A 21840-nucleotide genomic window follows, 5' to 3' on the forward strand; every position below is an offset into this window, starting at 1 on the left:
ATCATTAGTTTACCAATTTACTAATTACCCTTTTAGTAAAATTTTACGTTTATAAAATGAGAGTTTCTTTACTTGTAAGCGTTTGCAAGCAAAATAAACCTATGTTACATTGACCATAGTGATTCGGATCATAGTTGTTAACTAACTGTTTTACTAAGTTGGGAGGCTAACAAAATGAAAGCTGCCGTTGTTCGTAAAGATTGTGATGGATACTTTGATGTTAAGGATGTTACTCTTCGTGACTTAAAACCGGGTGAGGCCCTAGTAAAAATTGAATATTGCGGTTTATGTCATACCGATTTACACGTTGCTGCTGGTGATTTTGGTAAGGTTCCAGGTAGAATTACCGGTCATGAAGGAGTTGGTCGCGTTGTTAAGGTTGGGCCAAATGTAACCAGCCTTAAAATTGGCGATCGGGTATCAGTTGCCTGGTTCTTCTCTGGTTGTGGACACTGTGAATACTGCATTACTGGTAACGAGTCACTTTGCCGTCACGTTGAAAATGCTGGTTATACTGTCGATGGGGCAATGGCTGAATACTGCATTGTGAAAGCTAATTACGCTGTTAAAGTTCCGGAAAATCTTGATCCTATCAAGGCTACTTCCGTTACCTGTGCTGGAGTAACCACTTACAAAGCAATTAAGACTAGTCAAATTCGTCCTGGTCAATGGTTAGTAATCTATGGTGCTGGGGGGTTAGGTAATCTGGGCGTTCAATGGGCGAAAAATGTTTTTAAGGCCCATGTAATTGCCGTTGATATTAGTGATGAAAAGCTCCAAGCCGTTAAAGAGGCTGGTGCGGATATGGTTATTAACTCTGCCAAGGTTGATCCTGCAAAGGAGATTCAAGATAAGATTGGCGGAGCACAGGCAGCAGTTGTTACTGCTACTGCAGCGATTTGTTACGATCAGGCACTTGCTTCTGTTCGTGCCGGTGGGAAGGTTGTTGCAATTTCACTGCCAAAAGGAAACATCGACGTTCCAATCACTAAAACAGTCCTTGATGGGATTGAAATTGTCGGTTCATTAGTTGGTACCCGACAAGACTTAGCTGAAGCCTTTGAATTGACAGCTGAAGGAGCCATTAACCCAATTGTTCACACGCGAAAGTTATCCGAAATCAATGATATTGTTGACGAAATGAAGAATGGTAAAATTGTTGGTCGAATGGTTGTTGATTTTACTAATGGCGCTAATTAAACATTAATAAATAATAAAATCACCTTTAACCACTTCTAGCAGTTAAAGGTGATTTTATGTCTATAAACATGTTCAGAGCCACAATTTACATTTTTAATTCTGCAAGTGAGCCAATGCCAACCCGGGCCATTGCTTGCGGTAATTGCTCAATAATGCGTGGCATTGCCAAAGCGTCGTGAAAGTGCGCAGAACCAACCTGAACAGCTGACGCACCGGCTAAGAAAAATTCAATAACGTCTTCTGCAGAGGAAATTCCTCCTTCACCGATGATCGGAATGTTCACTGCATGGGAAACCTGATAAATCATCCGAATAGCTAGTGGTTTAATTGCGGTTCCTGAGAGACCACCCATGACATTTCCCAGAACCGGCTTCCGGGTTTTCAGATTAATCTTCATCCCCAGTAAAGTATTTATCATACTTAAACCATCAGCACCCCCTGCTTCAACCGCCTGAGCAATTTCTACAATATCGTTAACGTTAGGAGTTAATTTAACATAAACCGGGACATCGCCACTAACAGCTTTAACTGCCTTAGTTAACTTTTCGGCAACTTGCGGATCAGTTCCGAAGGCCATCCCGCCATGTTTAACGTTGGGACACGAAATATTCAGCTCTAATGCATCAACTAATCCAGTTGCGGCTAAGTGTTCTGTAACCATTACATAATCCTCAACACTTGCGCCACCAATACTTGCTACTAAAGGAAGGTCAGGATATTGGTGTTTAAGATGAGGAATTTTTTCTTCTGCGACCACCTTTACCCCAGGATTAGTTAAGCCGACTGAATTCAACACCCCATCGTCCAATACCGCAATCTGCGGTTGGGGATTTCCCGTTCGCGCTTGGGGAGTCGTAGTTTTGATTACGATTGCGCCTAGTCGGTTAAGATCATACTTCCGTGCTTGAGGGACATCGCCAAAGCCAAATGTCCCGGACGCTGGCATTACTGGATTCTTCATTTTTAGGCCAGGCAATTTTACGGCAAGACGAACATCAGTCATTATTCTTCCTCCCCATTTCGTGAATAAGCAACCTTTCCATCAACTAGGGTTAAATCAGTGGTTCCATAAACTCGTTGACCGGTGAATGGATTGTTAACCCCCTTAGAAAGGTAGGAGTCTTCAGTAATTTCCCGCTCTGTATTCAGATCAAAAATTGTAATATCAGCTGGCTTGCCAGGTTCTAGGTGTCCAGCCTGGTCTAAGCCAAATTGTTCTGCCGGAATTGTACTCATCCAATTTAATAGCTGGGTTAAACTAAAGATCCCTGGACGAACAAACTTCGTGTAAAGCATTTCAAATGCGGTCTCACTCCCGGTAATCCCGTTAGCTGCACCGCGCATGTCATCTTGTGGTTTTTCCTTTCGTGAATGAGGAGCATGATCAGTCGCAATCATATCAATTGTTCCGTCAAGCAACCCTTCAATAACAGCTTGGCGATCCTCTTCATGCCGCAACGGCGGATTCATCTTAAGGTATGAGTTATTTGCTGGAATGTCTTTGTCAGCAAGCAAGAGGTGGTGTGGTGTCACTTCACAGGTAACGTTAACCCCCTCTTTCTTTGCCAAACGAACAAGTTCAACACTTTCCTTCGTTGACACATGGCAGATATGATAATGAACCCCGGTTGCCTTTGCAAGGACAAGGTCACGCGCTACCTGGGCCGATTCGGAAACACTCGGTGCCCCGGGTAAGCCTAATTCTTCAGCTCGCTTTCCGGCAGTCATTACGCCACCAAAGAGAAGTGAATTATCTTCAACGTGAGCTGCTAATGGCAAACCAACCTTAGCGGCACCCTCCATTGCTCGATACATGGTTCCGGCAGTTTGAATTCCACTACCGTCATTACTGAAAGCAAAGGCTCCCGCATCCTTCATTGCTTGAAAATCAACCGGCTGATCACCTTGACGGTTAACCGTGACGCTTGAATATTGAGCCACGTGAACAACTCCGGTCTGCTGATTATGTTTAATCATTTGCTGCATTTTTTCAGAAGTATCTGGAACCGGATCAACGTTTGGCATTGCACCAACAGTTGTAAAACCACCATGGGCAGCAGCCTTACTTCCAGTTTCTACCGTTTCCTTATAGGTAAGTCCTGGATCCCGGAAGTGAACGTGAACATCAACTAAGCCGGGAGCAACTAATTTCCCGCTAGCGTCAATTAGCTTATTAACACTATCTTCAGCAACTAAATTCTTGCCAAGTGCCTGGATCTTACCATCCTTAATCAGAACATCCGTATCTACTAGCCGACCGTCAACAAAACAGCGGCCACCCTTAATTAGCATTCTCATTAGTCTAAGCCACCCAACTTTCGACCGCGAAGAACTGCTTCTAACATTGCCATCCGCATGAAGACACCATTTTGCATTTGCTCATAGAACTTGCAGTTAGGTGCTTCAACCAGACTACCTGCTAATTCAACATCGTGGTTGATCGGACCTGGGTGCATGATAATCGCATTCTTTTTCATCCGGTTGTAACGGGCTTCGTTAATTCCGTACTTTTCATGGTAGGATTCAGCAGAGAATTTTGCTTCGTTAGCATCCCCGGCATGCCGTTCGTGTTGAATCCGGAGAAGCATTAAGACATCCATTTCACCAACCAGGTCATCGAGTGGCATAAACTTACCATACTTGTCATAAGCATGGTCATACCAATAATCAGGACCAGAGAAGTAAACCGAAGCACCAAGGCGGTTCAAGATTTCCATGTTACTTCCTGCAACCCGTGAATTAGTAATGTCACCAATGATTCCAACCTTTAAGCCATCAAAGTGACCAAAATGTTCATGAATGGTCATCATATCAAGCATACTTTGAGAAGGGTGCTGACCAGAACCATCACCGGCGTTCACAATGCCCATATTCAAATGTGAACCTGCTTGAGGGTGAATCAATGGTTCGTAGTAAGCATTAGTTGAGTGACGAATAACTGCCAGGTCAACACCAAGGGCATCCATTACTAACATGGTGTCATACATCGTTTCACCCTTTTTGACTGAACTGTGTTGTGGATCAAAGAAAATATCAGTTAACCCAAGTCGCTTTTCCGCAACTTCAAAACTTGTGTGAGTCCGAGTTGAGTTCTCAAAGAAGGCGTTGGTAACATAAACTGGTTCTGTCAGCTTTGGTGTCTCACCACCATCTTTGTAAAATTCAGCGCGGTGAATCAATGATAATACTTGTTCAGAGGATAAATCCTCAACAGTAACAAAGTGGGGGAGCTTAACTAATGGTAATTCAGTCATAATTGAATTAACTTCCTTTATCTAAAAATTTGTCCTAAAGAAAAACACCAGGCGTAATGGAGGCCTGGTGTTAACGAATTTTTTTAAAGTTAGTTAATCTTACTTTGAAAAAGTCGTCTTTCTAGCCTCACGGGACTAAATTAAAGGACATTGATTGTTGCTAATAATGTACTCTGATTGATGCCAAATGTCAAATGAATTTTTAAATTAACTATGCTAGAAAGAATAGTTAAAAGAACAAGCTCCCTTCCCAATTTAACGTATAATAAGAAGATCACGGGAGGGATAATGGTGAAAAAATTATCAAATAAGCAGAAGCTCTGGTTAATCATCATCATTGCTGCTGTTGCTGTTATTTTACAGTACGCATGTGGTTATCCGCTTTTTGCACAAATATTAGTAACAGTAGTTGGGGCATTCGTCGCTCTTTCAATGTTTATCGGAATGGTCAAGTCAATCCGTACCGGTGACTACGGCGTCGACCTCCTTGCAATTTTAGCCGTGGTTGCCACCCTAGCTGTAGGTGAATACTGGGCTGCAATGGTAATCCTGGTAATGTTAACGGGTGGGGATGCACTAGAAGACTATGCAGCCAAGAAAGCGAACACTGAACTGAAGTCACTACTGGATAATACTCCCCAAATTGCTCACGTCGTAACTGATGGGACAACCAACGATCTCGCTGTAAAGGATGTGCAGATTGGTGCTGAGGTAATCGTTAAACCAGGCGAAATTATCCCGCTAGACGGAAAAGTAGTCACTGGGCAAAGCGAGCTAGACGAGTCATCCCTTACAGGTGAATCACGCCCAGTAAGTAAAATTCCCGGTGATGAAGTGATGTCAGGAGCAATTAACGGTGCCAACTCAATTACAATCAGGGTAACTAAACTCGCCAAGGATAGTCAGTATCAACAGCTGGTTAAGTTGGTTAAGACTGCTGAAGAATCTCCTGCCCACTTTGTCCGGTTAGCAGATCGCTACGCAGTGCCATTTACTATCGTTGCAATCGTGATTGCGCTAGCTGCTTGGTGGTGGTCCGGAAATCCGGTGCGGATCGCAGAGGTTCTTGTAGTTGCCTCGCCTTGCCCATTAATTCTAGCTGCCCCAATTGCAATGGTTTCGGGGATGAGCCGCGCCTCCCGAAACGGGATTGTGGTTAAAACTGGAACCGTTCTCGAAAAATTAGCCAACGCCAAAACCGGGGCTTTTGATAAGACTGGAACAATTACCAATGGTCAGCTAGCAGTTGGGGAAATCATCCCTGCTTCTGATTGCAGCTTTTCTCATGATCAGCTTTTGCAACTGGTAGCGAGTGCTGAAAGCGAATCCTCGCATATCCTTGCCCGGTCACTAGTTGACTATGCCAAAAAGCAAGCAGTTTCCCTTAGCCCGGTTCAAGATCTCCAAGAAGTTACCGGTAAAGGAATCACGGCTACAGTTGATGGCTACCAAATGAAGATCGGTAAATTAGCATTCGTCGATCCTGAGGGAAAGCAAGCTATTCTCCCTTCAACCGCGGTTTATATTGAAATTAATGGTCAATATGCTGGAGCAGTAACATTCGTTGATCATATTCGTCCAGAAGCACGGCAGACAATGAATGCCCTCCGTAAAATGGGGGTTACTAACCTGATGATGCTAACTGGTGATCAGGCAGCTTTTGCAAAGGAAGTTGCTAAACAGGTTGGTATTACAGACGTTAAAACTAATTTACTGCCACAAGGAAAAATTGCCGCGCTAAAAGCAATTCCATTAGATCAACATCCGGTCTTTATGGTTGGGGATGGTGTTAACGATGCCCCATCGTTTGTGACTGCCGACGTTGGAATTGCTATGGGAGCTCATGGTGCTACCGCTGCTAGTGAGTCTGCCTCAGTGGTGATTATTCGCGATGACCTTTCACGGATTGCCAAAATTGTCGAAATTGCTAAAGACACAATTAAGATCGCTAAACAAGCGGTCTTAATCGGGATTGCAATCTGTATCATTTTAATGCTGATTGCCTGCACCGGGATCCTTCCTGCCTTTGTAGGGGCAATGCTCCAAGAAGTTATTGATACGGTTTCAATCTTATGGGCGTTGAAAGCACGGAAAGTTAAATTAGATTAGAATGCTTTAAAAAGTACAAATAATGGGTTCCAGAGTTCGGTCTTGCCGAGCACTGGAGCCCATTATTTATGTACTGCGTTGTTTTTATTTTGTTGCATACAATTTCTTAACCGCTTGAACATCGGCTGGCTGAATAGTATAGAAAGAACCAGCAGGCTGCATTACTGAAACATGATTTGTGTGATCAAGGCCAATTGCGTGGCCAAGTTCATGTTCCGCCGTATTAACTATTCGTTGTTGATCATAACCGTAGTCAGGATCCAGAAGATATCGCTGGTTTAAATAAACATTCGCGTGAACAAAATGATTATTAATTGAATTCGATGAAGTCTTGGTCAGACCAGCTGCATTAGTACTATCATTATCCATCGCACTCACAACAATTTCTGCTTGTTGACGGTTATTAACTTGACGAAATGTAAATACTCCGGTTTGATTCCACTGTTGAATTGCTGATTGGGCTGCTGAATCAAGGGTTTGGTTGCCAGTATTAACATAAATCGTTGCGGTATTGGTTGCCCATCGCCCATTAGTAGGAATCGTTGTTGAATCGGTTTGTTGCTGACCCGTTTGCTGATTATTTTGAGAATTCGAATCTCTCAGGTTAAGGCTTTGAGTAGTCGAATCATCCCCATGACCGATTAAATTAACAATTCGTTGGCGAAAGTTCCAAATCATCGCGGTTGATGCTGCTTGGATTCGTGAATTGTTAAAGTAAAGCCAGCCACCACCGATAATTAGCGTCAAAACGACCAATCGTTTAAGAAGACGAAAGATCCTGATCTTGGCCACCTTCTTTCTCAATGATTAATATTCTAACTAGCAATATTTACTAAATTGTGACCAAGATATTAAATTTTTATTAATCATGACTTTAAAGCTCGATATCTAATTCGATCGGTGTGTGATCACGCCGTTCACCTGAATCAATCATTGTTGAATTCTTAATCCTATCGGCAAGCCGGTCACTAACGAGCCAGTAATCAATTCTCCAGCCTGAGTTATTTTGCTTACTAGTGATTACCCGTTGTGCCCACCAAGAATAGGCACCTGTTTTTTCTGGATTAAGATGACGGAAACTATCAGTAAAACCAGCCGCAAGCAATTTTGTAAAGTGTTCCCGCTCTTCATCCGTAAAGCCTGCAGAATGATGGTTATTTTCTGGATGAGCCAAATCAATCGGTTCATGAGCCACATTGAAATCCCCACTTGCAATTACTGGCTTTTGTTGATCGAGCTCCTGTAAATATTCACGATAGCAATCATCCCAAACCTGGCGATCAGCTAACCGTTTCAACCCGCTTCCAGAATTGGGTGTATAAACTTCGGTAACGAAAAAGTCAGGAAATTCAAGGGTAATGATTCGTCCCTCATCATCCATTGTTTCCGGTGCCCCAATTTGAGGGTAAGTAATTGTTGGTTCATATTTCTTTAGATAGAGGTACATTGTTCCAGCATACCCTTTCCGTGCGGGCTCAACTGAACTTCGCCAGGCAACCTGATAGTCAGGAAACAACTCTGCCAAAACCGCAAGATGCTTTTTGGTTGGTCCATTTTTGGATAATTTAGTTTCTTGAATTGCAATCACATCCGGGTGCCGATCTGCAATCTTATGGAGAACACTTCTCGTTTCTTCGGCCCTTGTTGATGTCCCAGTTAAGGCCGCGTTAATTGAATCAATATTCCATGAAATTAACCTCATAAATAACTTCCTCCTAATTTTTCTTTTCAAGATCGCTCTGCTTAATGAAGACACCGGCAGAAGTAGTTTTGCCCTGGCGATCCGCAATTTCCTGATAAGCAGCTGTCAATGCTTTCTTATGATCAACACCAACTAACTGGCAGAAAATTAACAAAGCAATTTGAAGATCACCAATACTATCAACTAACCGCTCGTGATTTTGTTTATTATAGGAACCAGATAATTCCCCTAGCTCTTCAGCCATCTTCATAAATTCAACTCGTGGATCCGCCTGATCAATCTTTCGTTGGTGCGCCCAATCATGGATCTTATTAATTAGCTCTTCGTACTCCACCACGATATTCCTCCTCAGTTGATCATATTCTTCTTGTCTATTTTACATTATTTCAATTAAAAGCAATAACAGAATAAGAGTTTTCAAATTTAAACAGTATTCGTTAAAGCCGAACTAAACTACCCTAAAATTGTCAGAGTTGTCTAACAATTTTAGGGTAATCAAAATCTTGAGGACTATTATTCTCCCATATAATTATGTAACAAGTCATCAGATGCCGATTTTAGTGTTAAATAATCAATATTATTAGAGAATAACATGATCATCTTCTTGGTCTTGTAATTAGCAATGAAACAGGCATTATAGCCTGGAATACTCCCGTTAGCCCGAATGATATCACTATCAATGTACACTCCACCAAAGTAAGCAACTTCTTGTTTCTGTGATTCTTGATAAAATTCATTTACCATCTGAGGATTTTTTAAAACATAATTGTAAATGAATTGCCAATAATTATTCGGTGATATAAACAAGTTTCCCGCACCGAAATCAGAAGATGTAGTAACGGTTACCCGGTGCCAATCAACAGTCGAATCCATTGTCTGGGGAACGTTCTTCTTATTGACTTGAGAGAAATCCTTAATCTGCCGTAAATGAAGTGGCTTTGCAAACTTTCTTTGAATATAGGCATTATAGGTAGAATGAGTCTGCTTACTAATAATTGCAGCTAACAGTTCGTAATCAACATCCTGGTAATCCCAGGTGTGAACATGATCATTTCTCATGTGTTCAAGCATGTAGGTAATTTGCTGTTTTTGTCCTCTTAAAGGAAGTGCCGGACGATCATTATTAACAAGACCACTGGTATGGTTCATTAATTCACGAATCGTGATATCCTCGCTGCCATCAATCTGCGGGAAATACGTATTTAGGGACGTGTCCCATCCCAGCTGTTTTTTCTGTGCAAGTTGATAAATCGCTGTTCCTGTCACGATTTTCTGGAGAGAAGCAGTTGGAAACAAACGGTTAGCCTTCACTAACTGTTTGTTATTTGTTGTTTCATTATTTGTAATGGTGATCGCTTTACTTCCCTTGCCATTAACTAACATTACACCATTAATATGGTGCGATTTTAAATAGTCATGAAGCTGTGTTTGCGTCTGCCTATCCACTGCAGCCGCTTTACTTTGCTGCTGAGTTGATACAAAGAATAACCCGAAGGAACTAAACATTAGAAAGATAAATAAATTAAGTTTTTTCATAATTGTACTCCAGATAATAAAAGCCCAATAATATAAATAGTATAATTTTATTTTATCCTTATTTAATAACCCGGGCAAGAAAATGAGAGCATCAGGAATTGAGTAAACTTCATTTATGAAAACCATACTATATATTTGATTTATAGGATATAATATAAATTGTAATAAGGAATATACCGTGTGCAGTGAGTGCTTTCTAGCTCACAAGACGGTATGAGTGGATGCTTTCTTGGCATCCACCTTTCGTTTTAAACTTTTATCTAGCTGCCAATTGGAGTAAAATATACTTGTCTTATCAAAGACACACCATTTATTGGTCCTTGAGGCCGAATTCAAGTTATCCTCCCAAAAATAACTTGAAACATATAGAAAGTGCTAATTCGCTGATTCGAATTAGCATTTTTTTATGATCAATTTTAATTTAAAACAAAAAAAGAACCCTTGATACACAAGGGTTCCAAGCTACTACTTGTCGCGACGCTTTTCAGCGATACGAGTAGCCTTACCAGTACGTTCACGAACTGGATAGATTACCGGCTTAATATCTAGGTCTTCCATCGCCTTTTTGGCAATTTCAACCGACTCCATCTTTCCCTTTAAAGCATCCTTAAGATTATAGTATTGGTCGTACAGTTTCATACTGATTCGCTTGCTGCCCAACTCAGTATTTAAACCATCAACGATCCGTTCTAATAAGTGCTTCCGTTCTTCAAAGACTTCCCGATCATGCTCACGGATAAGGTAAACCATCCGTGCATGATCAACGCTGCCGTCAAACTTATAGAGGTGGAAGAAGCCTTCTCGACCCTCAGTTCTTTCAGCCCGTTCATGCGCTGGCAAACTATTGTGAAGATCAATTGCAACCTGGATGGCATTAACCATTGTTCCCTTAGCAACACCAGTATGAACATCCTTCCCAGAAATTTCGATCTCAGCTTGAGCAGCGTTAAAGGTTTCGTACTCCAATTCACCTAGCGGACCGCCATCAACGGTGTAGGCAAAGTCTGCGCCAAAGTCATCAACATCGAAGTGGTCAGCACCCGTCCCGATTTCTTCATCAGGGCCAAGGCCAATCTTGATTTCGCCATGCTTAACTTCTGGATGATTCATATAATATGCAGCCATTGTCACGATTTCAGCGACTCCCGACTTATCATCGGCACCCAATAAAGTTGAACCGTCAGTAGTAATTAACGTATCACCCTGGTAATTCTTCAAATTAGGAAATTCTGCAGTTGATAAAACATAGTTACCATCTTCATCAAGTTGAATATCACTCTGACCATCATAGTCTTCAACAATTTGTGGGTTAACATTATGGGCATTAAAATCCGCTGTGTCAACATGTGAGATATAGCCGATTGTTGGAACATCATGGTCTAAGTTACTTGGAATCGTAGCGTAAACGTATGAACATTGCGGATTAATATGAACATCACTTAATCCTAAATCTTTTAATTCTGCTGCTAATTCATTTAAGAATGCTGTTTCCTTAGGGTCAGAAGGAACAGTATCTGAATCAGGATTAGAACGAGTTTCTGTCTTTACATACTTTAAGAAGCGTGGTAATAAACCTTCATATTTTTCTTCTGTCATTGTTAATTCTTCCCTTCATTATTAACCATAAAATTAAATGGATCAGTATTCAGCTGATTTTGTACAATTGTAAAATCCCAATTATTTTCCTGTTTCCACTGGTTAAAAAGTTTAGCCAATTGTGGTTCACAGATCGCCTCAATGTGGTGCCCTGGATCAATTACCATTAGATGGTTGGCAACCATGTCATGGGCAAAATGGTAGGTCACATCACCAGTAACATAAGCATCCGCACCCTTATCAACAGCAACTTGCCAAAAGTCTTGACCAGCACCACCAAGAACTGCGACCCGGTGAATCGGCTTATCCAGATCTGTTGGTGCAGCTAACCACCGCAGCCCATTAACATTGAAAATTCGCATACAGTACCGAGCAAATTCTTTTGCGGTCATTGAGCCATTTAAGGTTCCAATTCTTCCCATCCCAACTGGTTGACCAGATACAGGATCAACACCAGCTTCAATAAGCGGTTTCAGATTAGTTAACCGTAATTTAGCTGCTAGCCAATCATTCATTCCCCCGTTAGCCGTATCCAAATTAGTATGGGCGGCATACACCGTAATTTCATGACTAAGTAACTGCGCATACATTTCATTTTGCGGAACTCGAGTATCCAAATTCTTTGCTGGATGAAACATTACCGGGTGATGAGCAAAAATAAAATCGACATTTTGCTTAATTGCTTCATGGACAACTTCTGGCCGAACATCAAGAGTCGTCATCAACCGTTTAATCGGCCGATCAGGATTCCCTAATTGCAATCCGGGGTTGTCCCAACTTTCTGCAAGTTGCGGACTCGCAAATTGTTCAAAGCGCTGGATTAATTCATTTCCTGTCGTCATTAATTAAGAACCTCCCTTATCAAATTAATGTATTCCTCCTCTTGCTTAATTTTAGCAACTGGTGGCTTGCTAGCACATTTAATTTGTCGGAGAACATCCTCTTGCCGTTGTAATTCACTTTGCCATTTCTTGACAAATACAGGAGAATGCTGTTCAAGCAAGAACGGCCCAAAAGTTAACTCATACTTACTATAACGAAAAGGAACAATTGATGGTTCAGCAACGATCACCTCATAAATATGACCATCTTCGGCGACCATTCTTTCAGCCATAATCTGAAATTGGTGATTCATTAACCATTTTCTTAAACGGTCCTCACCAACATTCGGCTGTAAAATTAATCGAGTTACCCCAGCTAATTTTTCCGGATGAGCATCAAGAATTTGGGTAATTAATGCTCCACCCATTCCAGCAATTGTAATTGTGTCGATTCGATCACTATCTTTAATCGCTGCTAGTCCGTCAGCTAGCCGTGCTTGGATAGTCCTTGCTAAGTCTAACTTTTTAATCTCGCTGACTGCATTTTCATAGGGACCTCTTACGACTTCACCAGCAACTGCATATTCAATCTGATCTTGCAGTGCTAATGCTGCTGGCAAGTAGCCATGATCTGACCCAATATCGGCTACTCGTGCTCCTTGAGGAACAAATCTAGCAACAGTTGTTAACCGCTGGGATAAATTTTGTGCATCCACTATACCATTTCCTCTCAACTTTTCTTTATATATAAGTATAGCAAATGTTTAACCAAAGAGGAGGACAACAACAAAGCCAAAATTGACTTTATTGTTGTCCTCCCCATTAAATTTTAAGCTAATTATTAATTATTCAATTCTTTTACAAACTTACCAATCCGATTAAGAGCCTCATGAAGATCCTCATCAGAAGAAGCATACGAAAGACGAACATAACCTTCGCCCCCAGCACCAAATGCGCTCCCGGGAGTAACCCCAACCTTCGCTTGATGAGCTAATTCAGTGGCAAACTTAACATCGTCCTTACCAAATGATTCTGGAATCTTAGCAAAGATATAGAATGCTCCTTCTGGCGTTGACATTTCAAAGCCAAGATCACGTAGCCCAGCAGTCACGAAGTCACGACGCTTTTCATAGGTCTTACGAAATTCAATTGGATCTTCTTGACCATTATTAAGTGCCTCAACGGCTGCTGCCTGAACATTATCAGTGACAGTTGTTACCAAGAAGGCGTGCATTTTCCCAATGCTACCCATAATCTCTTGCGGGCCGGCTACATATCCTAAGCGATAACCAGTCATCGCATGTGACTTCGATAGTCCTGAAATAAAGATTGTCCGTTCAGGAATCATTGAAGTTAACGAATAATGTTCCACCCCGTAAACAAGATCACTATAAATTTCATCAGCGATCGCGTACAAATGGTGCTTTGTCATTACCTTAGCTAACCCCTCTAAAGTTTCCTGAGGGTATTCACGACCAGTAGGGTTACTTGGGTAGTTTAGAAGAACTGCCCGCGCACCATGACCTTCCTTTTGCAATACCTCTTCAAGTCTTTCAGGGGTCAACACAAAGCCGTCTGCTGAAGTGTCGACCTGAATTGGAGTAGCGCCGGTCATTGCTACTAATGGGAAGTAAAGCGCAAATACTGGTGTTGGGATAATTACCTTATCACCAGTATTTAATAATGCAAAAAGGGTCGATGCTAATGCTTCTGTTGCACCAACAGTTACCACAATTTCACTTTCAGGGTCGTATTTAACACCACGAGTACGCTCAACATACTTAGAGATTGCTTCAAGTAATTCTGGCTTTCCCATTTGTGGTGCATAGTGGGAATCATTATCTTGAATACTCTTAATTGCAGCTTGCTTAACATGTTCAGGGGTATTCATATCTGGTTCACCAAGGGTTAACTTAATGATTCCAGGAATATTAGAAACTGAGCGATCAAATGCCCGGATCCCCGAAGGCGATGTTGCAGCTAATTTATGGTTAATAGTACCTGTTAAATCTGATGACAACTTTGGCATTATAATGGTTCCTCCCCCTTGTTAACAATTGAACATTATAAATATAATTAAGTTTAAGTCCTTAAAACTTAAACAAGTTAAGTGTACTGTGGAACATATGCCCAAGTCAAGCACCTTTTAATCTTTTTCTTAGAATTATTTAATTTAATAGGTATTTGATGAAAAACAATTAATAAAATAAAGTCTTAATTATCATTGATAAGTCTTGGTAACTAGAACTTAATAGAGCGCGGTGAGAAAATCTTCTCTCACACGCGCTCTATCGTTTATCTATTAATTTTACTTATTTTACTCAAGGAAATCCTTTAATTGCTTTGAACGAGATGGGTGGCGCAACTTCCGCAAGGCCTTTGCTTCAATTTGCCGAATCCGTTCACGGGTAACACCAAAGACTTTTCCAACTTCTTCAAGTGTCCTAGTACGACCATCATCAAGACCAAACCGAAGGCGAAGAACATTTTCTTCCCGATCGGTTAATGTATCAAGAACATTTTCCAGTTGTTTCTTCATCATTTCATAAGCAGCATGATCGGCTGGACTAGTTGCATCCTGATCCTCAATAAAGTCACCCAAGTGTGAGTCATCCTCTTCACCAATTGGTGTTTCAAGAGAAACCGGCTCTTGAGCAATCTTAAGAATATTTCTTACCTTTTCAGTCGGCATATCCATCTCAGCACCAATTTCTTCTGGAAGTGGTTCCCGTCCCAAATCCTGAAGTAGTTGCCGCTGAATCCGGATCAGTTTATTAATCGTTTCTACCATGTGAACTGGAATCCGAATAGTCCGGGCTTGATCAGCGATGGCCCGGGTAATTGCTTGACGAATCCACCAAGTAGCATAGGTTGAGAACTTGAACCCCCGCCGGTAATCAAACTTTTCAACGGCTTTCATCAACCCCATGTTACCTTCCTGGATCAAATCAAGGAATTGCATTCCTCGCCCAACATACCGCTTAGCAATGGAAACAACTAACCGTAAGTTGGCTTCAGCAAGTTCTTGCTTTGCTTCTTCATCGCCTTGTTCAATCCGGAGAGCAAGCGCAACTTCTTCGTCAGCACTTAACAGGTTTACCCGACCAATTTCCTTCAGATACATCCGTACGGGGTCATTAATCTTTACCCCAGTAGGAGCAGAAGTATCCTTCATCGCTTTTTGAGATAGCTTTTCAGTAGCCTTTAATGCTCGCGGATCAGGATCACCATTTTCATCAACAACACTAATTCCTGAATCTTCAACATTTTGGAGTAAGTTATCAATTCCATCAGCATTCAATTCAAATGGTTTTGCAACAAGTTCGGTCAGATCATCATACTTAATGTGTTTGCGCTTCTTGTAAGTACGAATTAACTTACCAACAGCGGTATCATACTTTTTTTGATCGAAGTTATCACTATTTGAAATGACGATTTCTTTCTTTTTGCTTTTTGCCATATTAATTGGTCTCCTCTGCTTTTAATTCTTGTTGCTTCTTTAAAAGTTTTATTAACTTCATTGTTAACTGGGTTGCTAGTTCACTATTATTTAACGAACTAGCTTCTCTAATCTGCGATTGTAATTCTTTGATTTTTTGTGACAGGGGGATTTGTTCCTGAATCAATTGAACACAATCATCAATAAGTTGCATATTAACTACATCATCAACGTTTAACTGCTCAATTTGACCGAGAGTTGATCGTAAGCTATCTTCCTTAAGATAATCCATTAGTCCTGCAGCTGAATACTCTCCATGCTCAGAAAAATAACTCTCCGCTAATAAGTATAACGTTTGATAGCGTTCATGTGCAAAGTGAAAATCATTTATTGCCGCTACATGATCCCAAACTTCCTGATCATGGAACATATACCTTAATAGTAACTGCTCTGCTAATTCAGTCCGCTTGATGGGATTCCGCTGTGGTGCTGGCGAACTAGGCGGTCCTAATGAAATTTCCGAGGAATTCCCCTCATTCTGCGGTAACCCTACTGGCTGCGAGTGGCGACTTCTTCCCCCTAATCGCCGACTAATATCTTGTAATTGACTCTTTAACGTTGCCTTATCAAGATCAAACTCCTTAGCAAGCTGCGTAAGGTACATGTCCTGTTCCAATGGCGATGAAAGAGTGGCCAGCAGTTTTAGGGATTGTTCTAAGTATGAAATCAACTCGTTTTGGTTGTTAAGATTCTTATTCAACCGGTAAAAACGCAAATAAAAATCAACTGACGTTTCCTCTTGATCAACTAAATACTTAGCAAACTTATCAGCACCATTTTGTTGAACGTACTCATCTGGATCAATTCCTGCTGGTAATTGAACGACACGCAATTGCATTCCCTGAGGCTGGTGATCGCGAAAAAGCGTCACTGCACGATCAATCGCATTCTGACCAGCGGAATCACCATCATAGCAGATATCGACTTGTCTAACTGCCCGACCGAGAATGCCAACCTGTTCTTCAGTCAGACTCGTCCCCATCGAGGCAACACCGTTCTTGACCCCAGCACTATAAGCAGAAATAACATCCATAAATCCTTCAAAAAGGTATATTTTTGATGTCCCCCGGGCCTCCTTACGGGCAATGTCAAAATTAAAGAGGGTTCGGCGCTTATTAAAGATCGGTGTCTCAGGACTATTTAAATACTTAGGCGTTTCTGCAGGCACCTTACCAATTACTCGTCCAGAAAAACCGATCACACGACCATTTTGGTTGCGGAGTGGATACATTACCCGATCGACAAACCGGTCGTGAAGGCCACCATCATTATCTTCTACAAAAAGTCCTGATTTACGTAATAACTGGTAATCATTGATCTTTTGCTCCAAAAAAGGCTTCAAAATTCGTTGTTCCGGAGCAAAGCCAAGATTAAAGTCATTAATTAGCTCATCGGTCATCCCCCGCCCCTTTAAATACTTTAAGGCTTGAGCACCAGCAGGAGTGTTCATCAGGATATGATGGTATAGCTTTGCAGCCTCTTCATGCATCATCATCAACTTACCATTAGGAGTATTATTCTCTTGGCGAGTATTTCTATCACCATTATTGAGGTATTGAGAAGGTAGATCAACGTTAGCAAGTTGAGCGACTTCGGCAACGGCTTCTGTAAACGGAATATGCTTTAATTCCATTAGAAATTGAAACACGTTTCCACCACGGCCACAACCAAAGCAGTAAAAAAATTGTTTCTGTTCGTTAACGGAAAAAGAAGGAGTCTGCTCCTCATGAAATGGACAAAGACCAACAAATCCCTTTCCTGATTGGTGCAATTGTACATAGTGACCAATTACATCACTAATATCTACGGAATCACGAATTCGATCGATGACCTCTGATGGTATTCTTGCCACTAGCTGACACCCCCCACTAACGCTAGAACAGCTACGAAAGGCCGCAACCCCTGCGGAATGCGACCTCCATAACTATTTAGCCAAAATTAACTAATATATATGATACCACAAGTCATCAATAATACAATCAAAAAGGCTTATTTAACGATTAGCTTATCCAGGTTACCAATTAAGTATGTTTGCCGCGCAAGAATTCCTAGCTGAGTCAAACGATTATTCTTTACGTTTTCATCCTTATCCATGATCATGTTTTCATCGAAGTATTCACTAATAATCGGTGCTAATGACCGCAGAGCAGCAAAGTTATCATCAACCGTCCTTTGTGCATTCTTATCAACTAAGTCGTTAACGGCATCATAAAGCTTCTGTTCTGATGGATTTTGGAATAAACTTGGATCAACCTTTACAGAAGAGTCATCATTCCCCTTTTTAGCAATCCGTAATACCCGAGTTAATGCTTCAACAACACCCTTGAAGTTTTCATCATCATGATGGGCTTTGATTGTCTTTGCAGCGTCCAGAACGTTTTCAATATCATCAGATTGAGTATCAGTAACGGCATCAATCACATCATGTTTCATGTGTTGACCACTCAATAACTGGTGAATTCGATCCATAAAGAAGGAACGAACCTGGGCTGCATTCTTACTAATATCAATATCGACATCAAGCCCAGTTTCATTAAAGGCCTTAATGATTTCCGGTTGGATATTCAATAGTGGTAAATGCCAATTCCGGTCAGCAATAATCCGCACAATCCCAAACGCTTGACGGCGTAATGCATATGGATCATTGGAACCGCTTGGAATCATGTCAACAGCAAAGAAGCTCATAATACTATCAAGCTTGTCAGCAATTGCTAAAGCAGCGCCAACCTTACTCTCAGGTAGATCCCCTTCAGCTGAAACCGGCATATAATGTTCCCGAATTGCTTGAGCAACAGCTGGCTTTTCACCAAAGAGCTTAGCATAGATTTCACCCATTACACCTTGCAATTCAGCAAATTCACCAACCATTTGAGTTGTTAAATCAAACTTATAAATATGTGCCGCCCGATCAAGATCAGCTAATTCTTCATCACTAAAGTTCAATCGGTTACCAAGAACTGCTGCAATTACAGCAACCCGTTGCATTTTATCGTACATCGAACTGATCTTATCATGGAAACTAACCCGCTTTAATCGTTCAACGTATTCATTAATACTAATCTTTTGGTCTTCTTCATAGAAGAATTTAGCATCTTCCAAACGAGGTACCAAGACCCGTTCGTTCCCCTTAATCACGTTTTCTAGGTAATCGGTATTACCGTTACGAACTGCAATAAAGTTTGGTAAGAGGTTACCTTCGTGATCACGAAGGTAGAAGAACCGTTGGTTATCCTTCATTGAAGTAATTAAAACGGCATCTGGAAGGACCAGGTACTTTTTGTCAAATGATCCAGCAAAAGCGGTTGGCCATTCAACTAAGTTATTAACTTCTTCTAGTAAATCCGGATCCTTATCAATTACCCAATCATTAGCGGAAACAATCTTATCAATTTGCTCCTCAATTAACTGCTTACGCTTTGTTTGATCAGCAATCACAAAATCATCATGCAAGGCCTTTTCATAATCAGTTGCTTGGTTTAGTTCAACCTCATGGCCAAGGAAGCGGTGACCACGAGTAGTCCGTCCCGCTTCAACGTCAAGAATCTTAAACGGCACCACTTGGTCGTTCAAAAGAGAAACCAACCAGCGAATTGGCCGGATAAATTGCAGGTTATTGTATCCCCACTTCATCAAGGTTGGGAAGTTCATTGAAGTAATTACGTCTGGTAGTCCTTGAAGAACTTCAGCTACTGGCTTACCACTGATATGCTTTTCAACAAAAACATATTCAACGCCTTTAACTTCCTTAAACTCAATATCGTCTACTGATGCACCTTGTCCACGAGTAAACCCGATTGCAGCCTTAGTCCAATTGCCGTCTGCATCTTGAGCAATTTTCTTTGCGGGACCCTTTACGGATTCATCAACATCAGGTTGCTTGTCGTTTAGTCCATGAATCAACAATGATAGCCGCCGTGGGGTTGCGAATTCCTGGATCTCGTCAAAGGAAATCCGTTGTTCCTTAAGATAATTAGCTACCCGTTCATGTAGCTGCTTAATACTTGGCGTTACCACATGGGCAGGCATTTCTTCAACACCGACTTCTAATAAGTATGAGTTAGCCATGTTACTTGTCCCCCTTTTGAGCTTGCTTTGCTTTTTTAGCAGCTTGCTTTGCAGCCCGTTGCTTAGCCTTTTCTGCTTTCTTTGTGTACTCGTCTAAGGTCTTTTGCCGAAGCTTTTCATCATGGATAAGTGGGAAGCCCCGTTTACGTCGTTCTTCAACAAAGGCCTTGGCAATTGACTTAGCCATGATCCGGATCCGGTGAAGGTAACCGGCACGTTCCGTAACGGAAACTGCACCACGAGCATCTAATAAGTTAAAAGTATGGCTACATTTAAGAACATAATCATATGCAGGATGAACCAAACCAAGCTTAATTAGGCGCTTTGCCTCAGTCTCATAATTATTGAACTCTGCTAGCAACATATCCTGATTGCTTTCTTCAAAGGCATACTTTGAATGCTCGTACTCTGGTTCCTTAAAGATATCACCATAAAGAACCCCGTCTGCCCATTCGAGGTCGTAAACAGAATCAACATTTTGAATATATTCAGCTAACCGTTCAAGACCATAAGTAACTTCGGCCGCCACTGGATTCATTGGCAATTCACCAACTACTTGGAAATAGGTAAATTGGGTAACCTCCATTCCATCAAGCCAGATTTCCCAACCAACACCGGCACACCCCATTGAAGGATTTTCCCAGTTATCTTCAACAAAGCGAATATCGTGCTCAAGTGGATCGATTCCTAATTCACGCAAGCTCCCTAAGTAAAGTTCCTGAATGTTATCAGGAGACGGCTTCATAATTACTTGGAATTGGTGATGTTGGTATAACCGGTTAGGGTTTTCACCATAACGACCATCAGCAGGCCGTCGTGATGGTTCAACGTAAGCAGCATTCCATGGTTCAGGACCAATTGCCCGTAAAAAGGTGTATGGACTCATTGTTCCGGCACCTTTTTCATTATCATAAGCCTGCATTAACATGCAACCTTGTTTTGCCCAGTACTTTTCAAGTGTAAATATAATATCTTGAACACTTAACTTATCAGACATATCGACTCTTCCTTTCAAAAAAGTCCCTGTAGAAACTAGTCTGCGACTAATTTCTACAGGGACGAATTAATTTCGCGGTTCCACCCTGCTTCTTTGTATCACTACAAAACAGCTTAGTTAATACAGCTGCTAAAGTGCCCCACTAATAGGCTAACTCAAAGGCTTGCACTCTCCCTCTGTCGCTCAATATTAACCGTCATTAGCTTTTTCTTTGTCGTTGCTGTAAATATATTTTTATACGTGACTTATGATAGATAAACATTTTCTAAATGTCAATTACTAAATCACGATTTTTTTAATTTCTCTTCCCATTGCCCCATTTGACGAATAAATTGTTTACTTTTCAAATTCAAGCCGACTTCATTGTCATACAACGAGTCCATTACGAATTGCAGTCGTCGTTTCGTCACAGGATTAATCTTAATGGAATTGAGTTTTTGGAGGTTTAACGTCGAAAAGCGTTGCAAATAATAAACCGTTCGCTGATCAAGGTGCAGTCGTCGTTCGTCAAGATGCCAATGATTCCGACAAAGCATCCCACCATACTGCTCAGAAAAATCCAGCGGTAGATCGTCACGACCACAAATAACACAACGATCCCAGGTTGGGGCAACTCCAAAGCGGACTAATAATTGTGTTTCAATCACATTTGCAATCACCTGCTCATCAAGACCGTTGTTAATCAGAGCAAGGGCTGCAGCAACCTGGTTAAACCAACCGCCAATCCCCTGACCATCCTGAAATGCACTGTCGACTAACGCCAATATGTATGTCGCATATGCATTTTTACTAATGTCAGTGGCAATGGAGCGATACTGACTAGTATCACTTGCAGTATTAATGAAACTCAATCCATTATCAGTTAATGAACCAATATATTCACCATGAGTAAAGGGCAAAATATCTGCAGCCATTCGAAACCCTCGTTTTTTGGCCCCCTTAACAAAAAACATTGCCGGACCAATCTTATCAGTTAAGATTTTTACTAGGAGATCCCGCTCACGATAATCACGGCGAAACATTATTATTCCCCTAAAATCAGTGGTAATCCGACTCATTGG

General features: G+C 41.3%; 17 protein-coding genes and 1 pseudogene. 2 read left to right on the forward strand and 16 right to left on the reverse strand.

What is annotated here, in order from left to right:
• Nucleotides 1-174 precede the first annotated feature (174 nt).
• Nucleotides 175-1200: an alcohol dehydrogenase AdhP gene (adhP, locus tag HUK49_RS04255; RefSeq protein ID WP_191912782.1), complete on the forward strand. Its 1026-nt coding sequence runs from the start codon at nucleotides 175-177 to the stop codon at nucleotides 1198-1200.
• 85 nt (nucleotides 1201-1285) lie between these two features.
• Here adhP and HUK49_RS04260 read toward each other — a convergent pair whose 3' ends face one another.
• Genes HUK49_RS04260 through HUK49_RS04270 form a run of 3 tightly spaced genes read right to left on the reverse strand, consistent with a single transcriptional unit; the run spans nucleotide 1286 to nucleotide 4454 of the window.
• On the reverse strand, nucleotides 1286-2203 hold the full coding sequence (locus HUK49_RS04260; protein WP_191912783.1) for a dihydroorotate dehydrogenase: 918 nt from the start codon (nucleotides 2201-2203) through the stop codon (nucleotides 1286-1288).
• Complete coding sequence (locus HUK49_RS04265) at nucleotides 2203-3498, reverse strand: dihydroorotase (RefSeq protein ID WP_191912784.1); 1296 nt, start codon at nucleotides 3496-3498, stop codon at nucleotides 2203-2205. Before HUK49_RS04265 ends, HUK49_RS04260 begins: the two co-directional genes overlap by 1 nt.
• Nucleotides 3498-4454 (reverse strand): aspartate carbamoyltransferase catalytic subunit, encoded by a 957-nt coding sequence (locus HUK49_RS04270; protein WP_191912785.1) that lies wholly within the window; start codon nucleotides 4452-4454, stop codon nucleotides 3498-3500. Before HUK49_RS04270 ends, HUK49_RS04265 begins: the two co-directional genes overlap by 1 nt.
• Nucleotides 4455-4745: 291 nt before the next feature.
• On the opposite strand from HUK49_RS04270, the gene HUK49_RS04275 reads away from it, so the two are divergent.
• Nucleotides 4746-6563: a heavy metal translocating P-type ATPase gene (locus HUK49_RS04275; protein ID WP_191912786.1), complete on the forward strand. Its 1818-nt coding sequence runs from the start codon at nucleotides 4746-4748 to the stop codon at nucleotides 6561-6563.
• Between the two features lie 84 nt (nucleotides 6564-6647).
• Here HUK49_RS04275 and HUK49_RS04280 read toward each other — a convergent pair whose 3' ends face one another.
• From HUK49_RS04280 to recO, 13 genes and pseudogenes are all read right to left on the reverse strand, one after another.
• A complete protein-coding gene (locus tag HUK49_RS04280; RefSeq protein WP_191912787.1) occupies nucleotides 6648-7355 on the reverse strand; it encodes a matrixin family metalloprotease in 708 nt (235 codons plus the stop codon).
• Nucleotides 7356-7437: 82 nt separating this feature from the next.
• Nucleotides 7438-8265 carry an exodeoxyribonuclease III gene (locus HUK49_RS04285; RefSeq protein ID WP_191912788.1) on the reverse strand — a complete coding sequence of 276 codons (828 nt, stop codon included), beginning with the start codon at nucleotides 8263-8265 and terminating at the stop codon, nucleotides 7438-7440.
• 13 nt (nucleotides 8266-8278) lie between these two features.
• Nucleotides 8279-8599, reverse strand: a complete 321-nt coding sequence (locus tag HUK49_RS04290; RefSeq protein WP_191912789.1) for a MazG-like family protein — start codon at nucleotides 8597-8599, stop codon at nucleotides 8279-8281.
• A gap of 179 nt (nucleotides 8600-8778) precedes the next feature.
• The gene (locus tag HUK49_RS04295; RefSeq protein WP_191912790.1) at nucleotides 8779-9801 is read right to left on the reverse strand and encodes a serine hydrolase domain-containing protein; all 1023 of its coding nucleotides are present in this window, start codon (nucleotides 9799-9801) and stop codon (nucleotides 8779-8781) included.
• 507 nt (nucleotides 9802-10308) lie between these two features.
• A pseudogene (pepT, locus tag HUK49_RS04300) lies at nucleotides 10309-11397 on the reverse strand (peptidase T); the annotation flags it as partial.
• A 2-nt stretch (nucleotides 11398-11399) separates the two neighbouring features.
• Entirely contained in the window at nucleotides 11400-12239 is an 840-nt protein-coding gene (locus HUK49_RS04305; protein WP_191912791.1) for a Nif3-like dinuclear metal center hexameric protein, read from the reverse strand.
• Complete coding sequence (locus HUK49_RS04310; RefSeq protein WP_191912792.1) at nucleotides 12239-12934, reverse strand: tRNA (adenine(22)-N(1))-methyltransferase; 696 nt, start codon at nucleotides 12932-12934, stop codon at nucleotides 12239-12241. The genes HUK49_RS04305 and HUK49_RS04310 overlap by 1 nt, the downstream gene beginning before the upstream one ends.
• A gap of 125 nt (nucleotides 12935-13059) precedes the next feature.
• Nucleotides 13060-14247, reverse strand: coding sequence for an aminotransferase class I/II-fold pyridoxal phosphate-dependent enzyme (locus HUK49_RS04315; protein ID WP_191912793.1), 1188 nt, complete (start codon nucleotides 14245-14247; stop codon nucleotides 13060-13062).
• Between the two features lie 288 nt (nucleotides 14248-14535).
• Nucleotides 14536-15678: an RNA polymerase sigma factor RpoD gene (rpoD, locus tag HUK49_RS04320; RefSeq protein WP_102168665.1), complete on the reverse strand. Its 1143-nt coding sequence runs from the start codon at nucleotides 15676-15678 to the stop codon at nucleotides 14536-14538.
• A 1-nt stretch (nucleotide 15679) separates the two neighbouring features.
• Nucleotides 15680-17569, reverse strand: coding sequence for a DNA primase (dnaG, locus tag HUK49_RS04325; RefSeq protein WP_191912794.1), 1890 nt, complete (start codon nucleotides 17567-17569; stop codon nucleotides 15680-15682).
• A 137-nt stretch (nucleotides 17570-17706) separates the two neighbouring features.
• A complete protein-coding gene (glyS, locus tag HUK49_RS04330) occupies nucleotides 17707-19782 on the reverse strand; it encodes a glycine--tRNA ligase subunit beta (RefSeq protein ID WP_191912795.1) in 2076 nt (691 codons plus the stop codon).
• A gap of 1 nt (nucleotide 19783) precedes the next feature.
• Complete coding sequence (gene glyQ, locus HUK49_RS04335; protein ID WP_102168668.1) at nucleotides 19784-20779, reverse strand: glycine--tRNA ligase subunit alpha; 996 nt, start codon at nucleotides 20777-20779, stop codon at nucleotides 19784-19786.
• 284 nt (nucleotides 20780-21063) lie between these two features.
• Complete coding sequence (recO, locus tag HUK49_RS04340) at nucleotides 21064-21837, reverse strand: DNA repair protein RecO (protein WP_191912796.1); 774 nt, start codon at nucleotides 21835-21837, stop codon at nucleotides 21064-21066.
• Nucleotides 21838-21840: the final 3 nt, after the last annotated feature.

The organism is Limosilactobacillus portuensis (genome assembly GCF_014838735.1).
In the GTDB taxonomy this organism is placed as follows: domain Bacteria; phylum Bacillota; class Bacilli; order Lactobacillales; family Lactobacillaceae; genus Limosilactobacillus; species Limosilactobacillus portuensis.

Excerpts from the sequence above, each read along its gene's own strand:
- rpoD (WP_102168665.1), bottom strand. The coding sequence starts at position 15,678 with ATGGCAAAAAGCAAAAAGAAAGAAATCGTCATTTCAAATAGTGATAAC.
- HUK49_RS04270 (WP_191912785.1), bottom strand. The coding sequence starts at position 4,454 with ATGACTGAATTACCATTAGTTAAGCTCCCCCACTTTGTTACTGTTGAG.
- HUK49_RS04260 (WP_191912783.1), bottom strand. The coding sequence starts at position 2,203 with ATGACTGATGTTCGTCTTGCCGTAAAATTGCCTGGCCTAAAAATGAAG.
- HUK49_RS04285 (WP_191912788.1), bottom strand. The coding sequence starts at position 8,265 with ATGAGGTTAATTTCATGGAATATTGATTCAATTAACGCGGCCTTAACT.
- HUK49_RS04305 (WP_191912791.1), bottom strand. The coding sequence starts at position 12,239 with ATGACGACAGGAAATGAATTAATCCAGCGCTTTGAACAATTTGCGAGT.
- adhP (WP_191912782.1), top strand. The coding sequence starts at position 175 with ATGAAAGCTGCCGTTGTTCGTAAAGATTGTGATGGATACTTTGATGTT.
- glyS (WP_191912795.1), bottom strand. The coding sequence starts at position 19,782 with ATGGCTAACTCATACTTATTAGAAGTCGGTGTTGAAGAAATGCCTGCC.
- recO (WP_191912796.1), bottom strand. The coding sequence starts at position 21,837 with ATGAGTCGGATTACCACTGATTTTAGGGGAATAATAATGTTTCGCCGT.
- HUK49_RS04295 (WP_191912790.1), bottom strand. The coding sequence starts at position 9,801 with ATGAAAAAACTTAATTTATTTATCTTTCTAATGTTTAGTTCCTTCGGG.
- glyQ (WP_102168668.1), bottom strand. The coding sequence starts at position 20,779 with ATGTCTGATAAGTTAAGTGTTCAAGATATTATATTTACACTTGAAAAG.
- HUK49_RS04315 (WP_191912793.1), bottom strand. The coding sequence starts at position 14,247 with ATGCCAAAGTTGTCATCAGATTTAACAGGTACTATTAACCATAAATTA.
- HUK49_RS04265 (WP_191912784.1), bottom strand. The coding sequence starts at position 3,498 with ATGAGAATGCTAATTAAGGGTGGCCGCTGTTTTGTTGACGGTCGGCTA.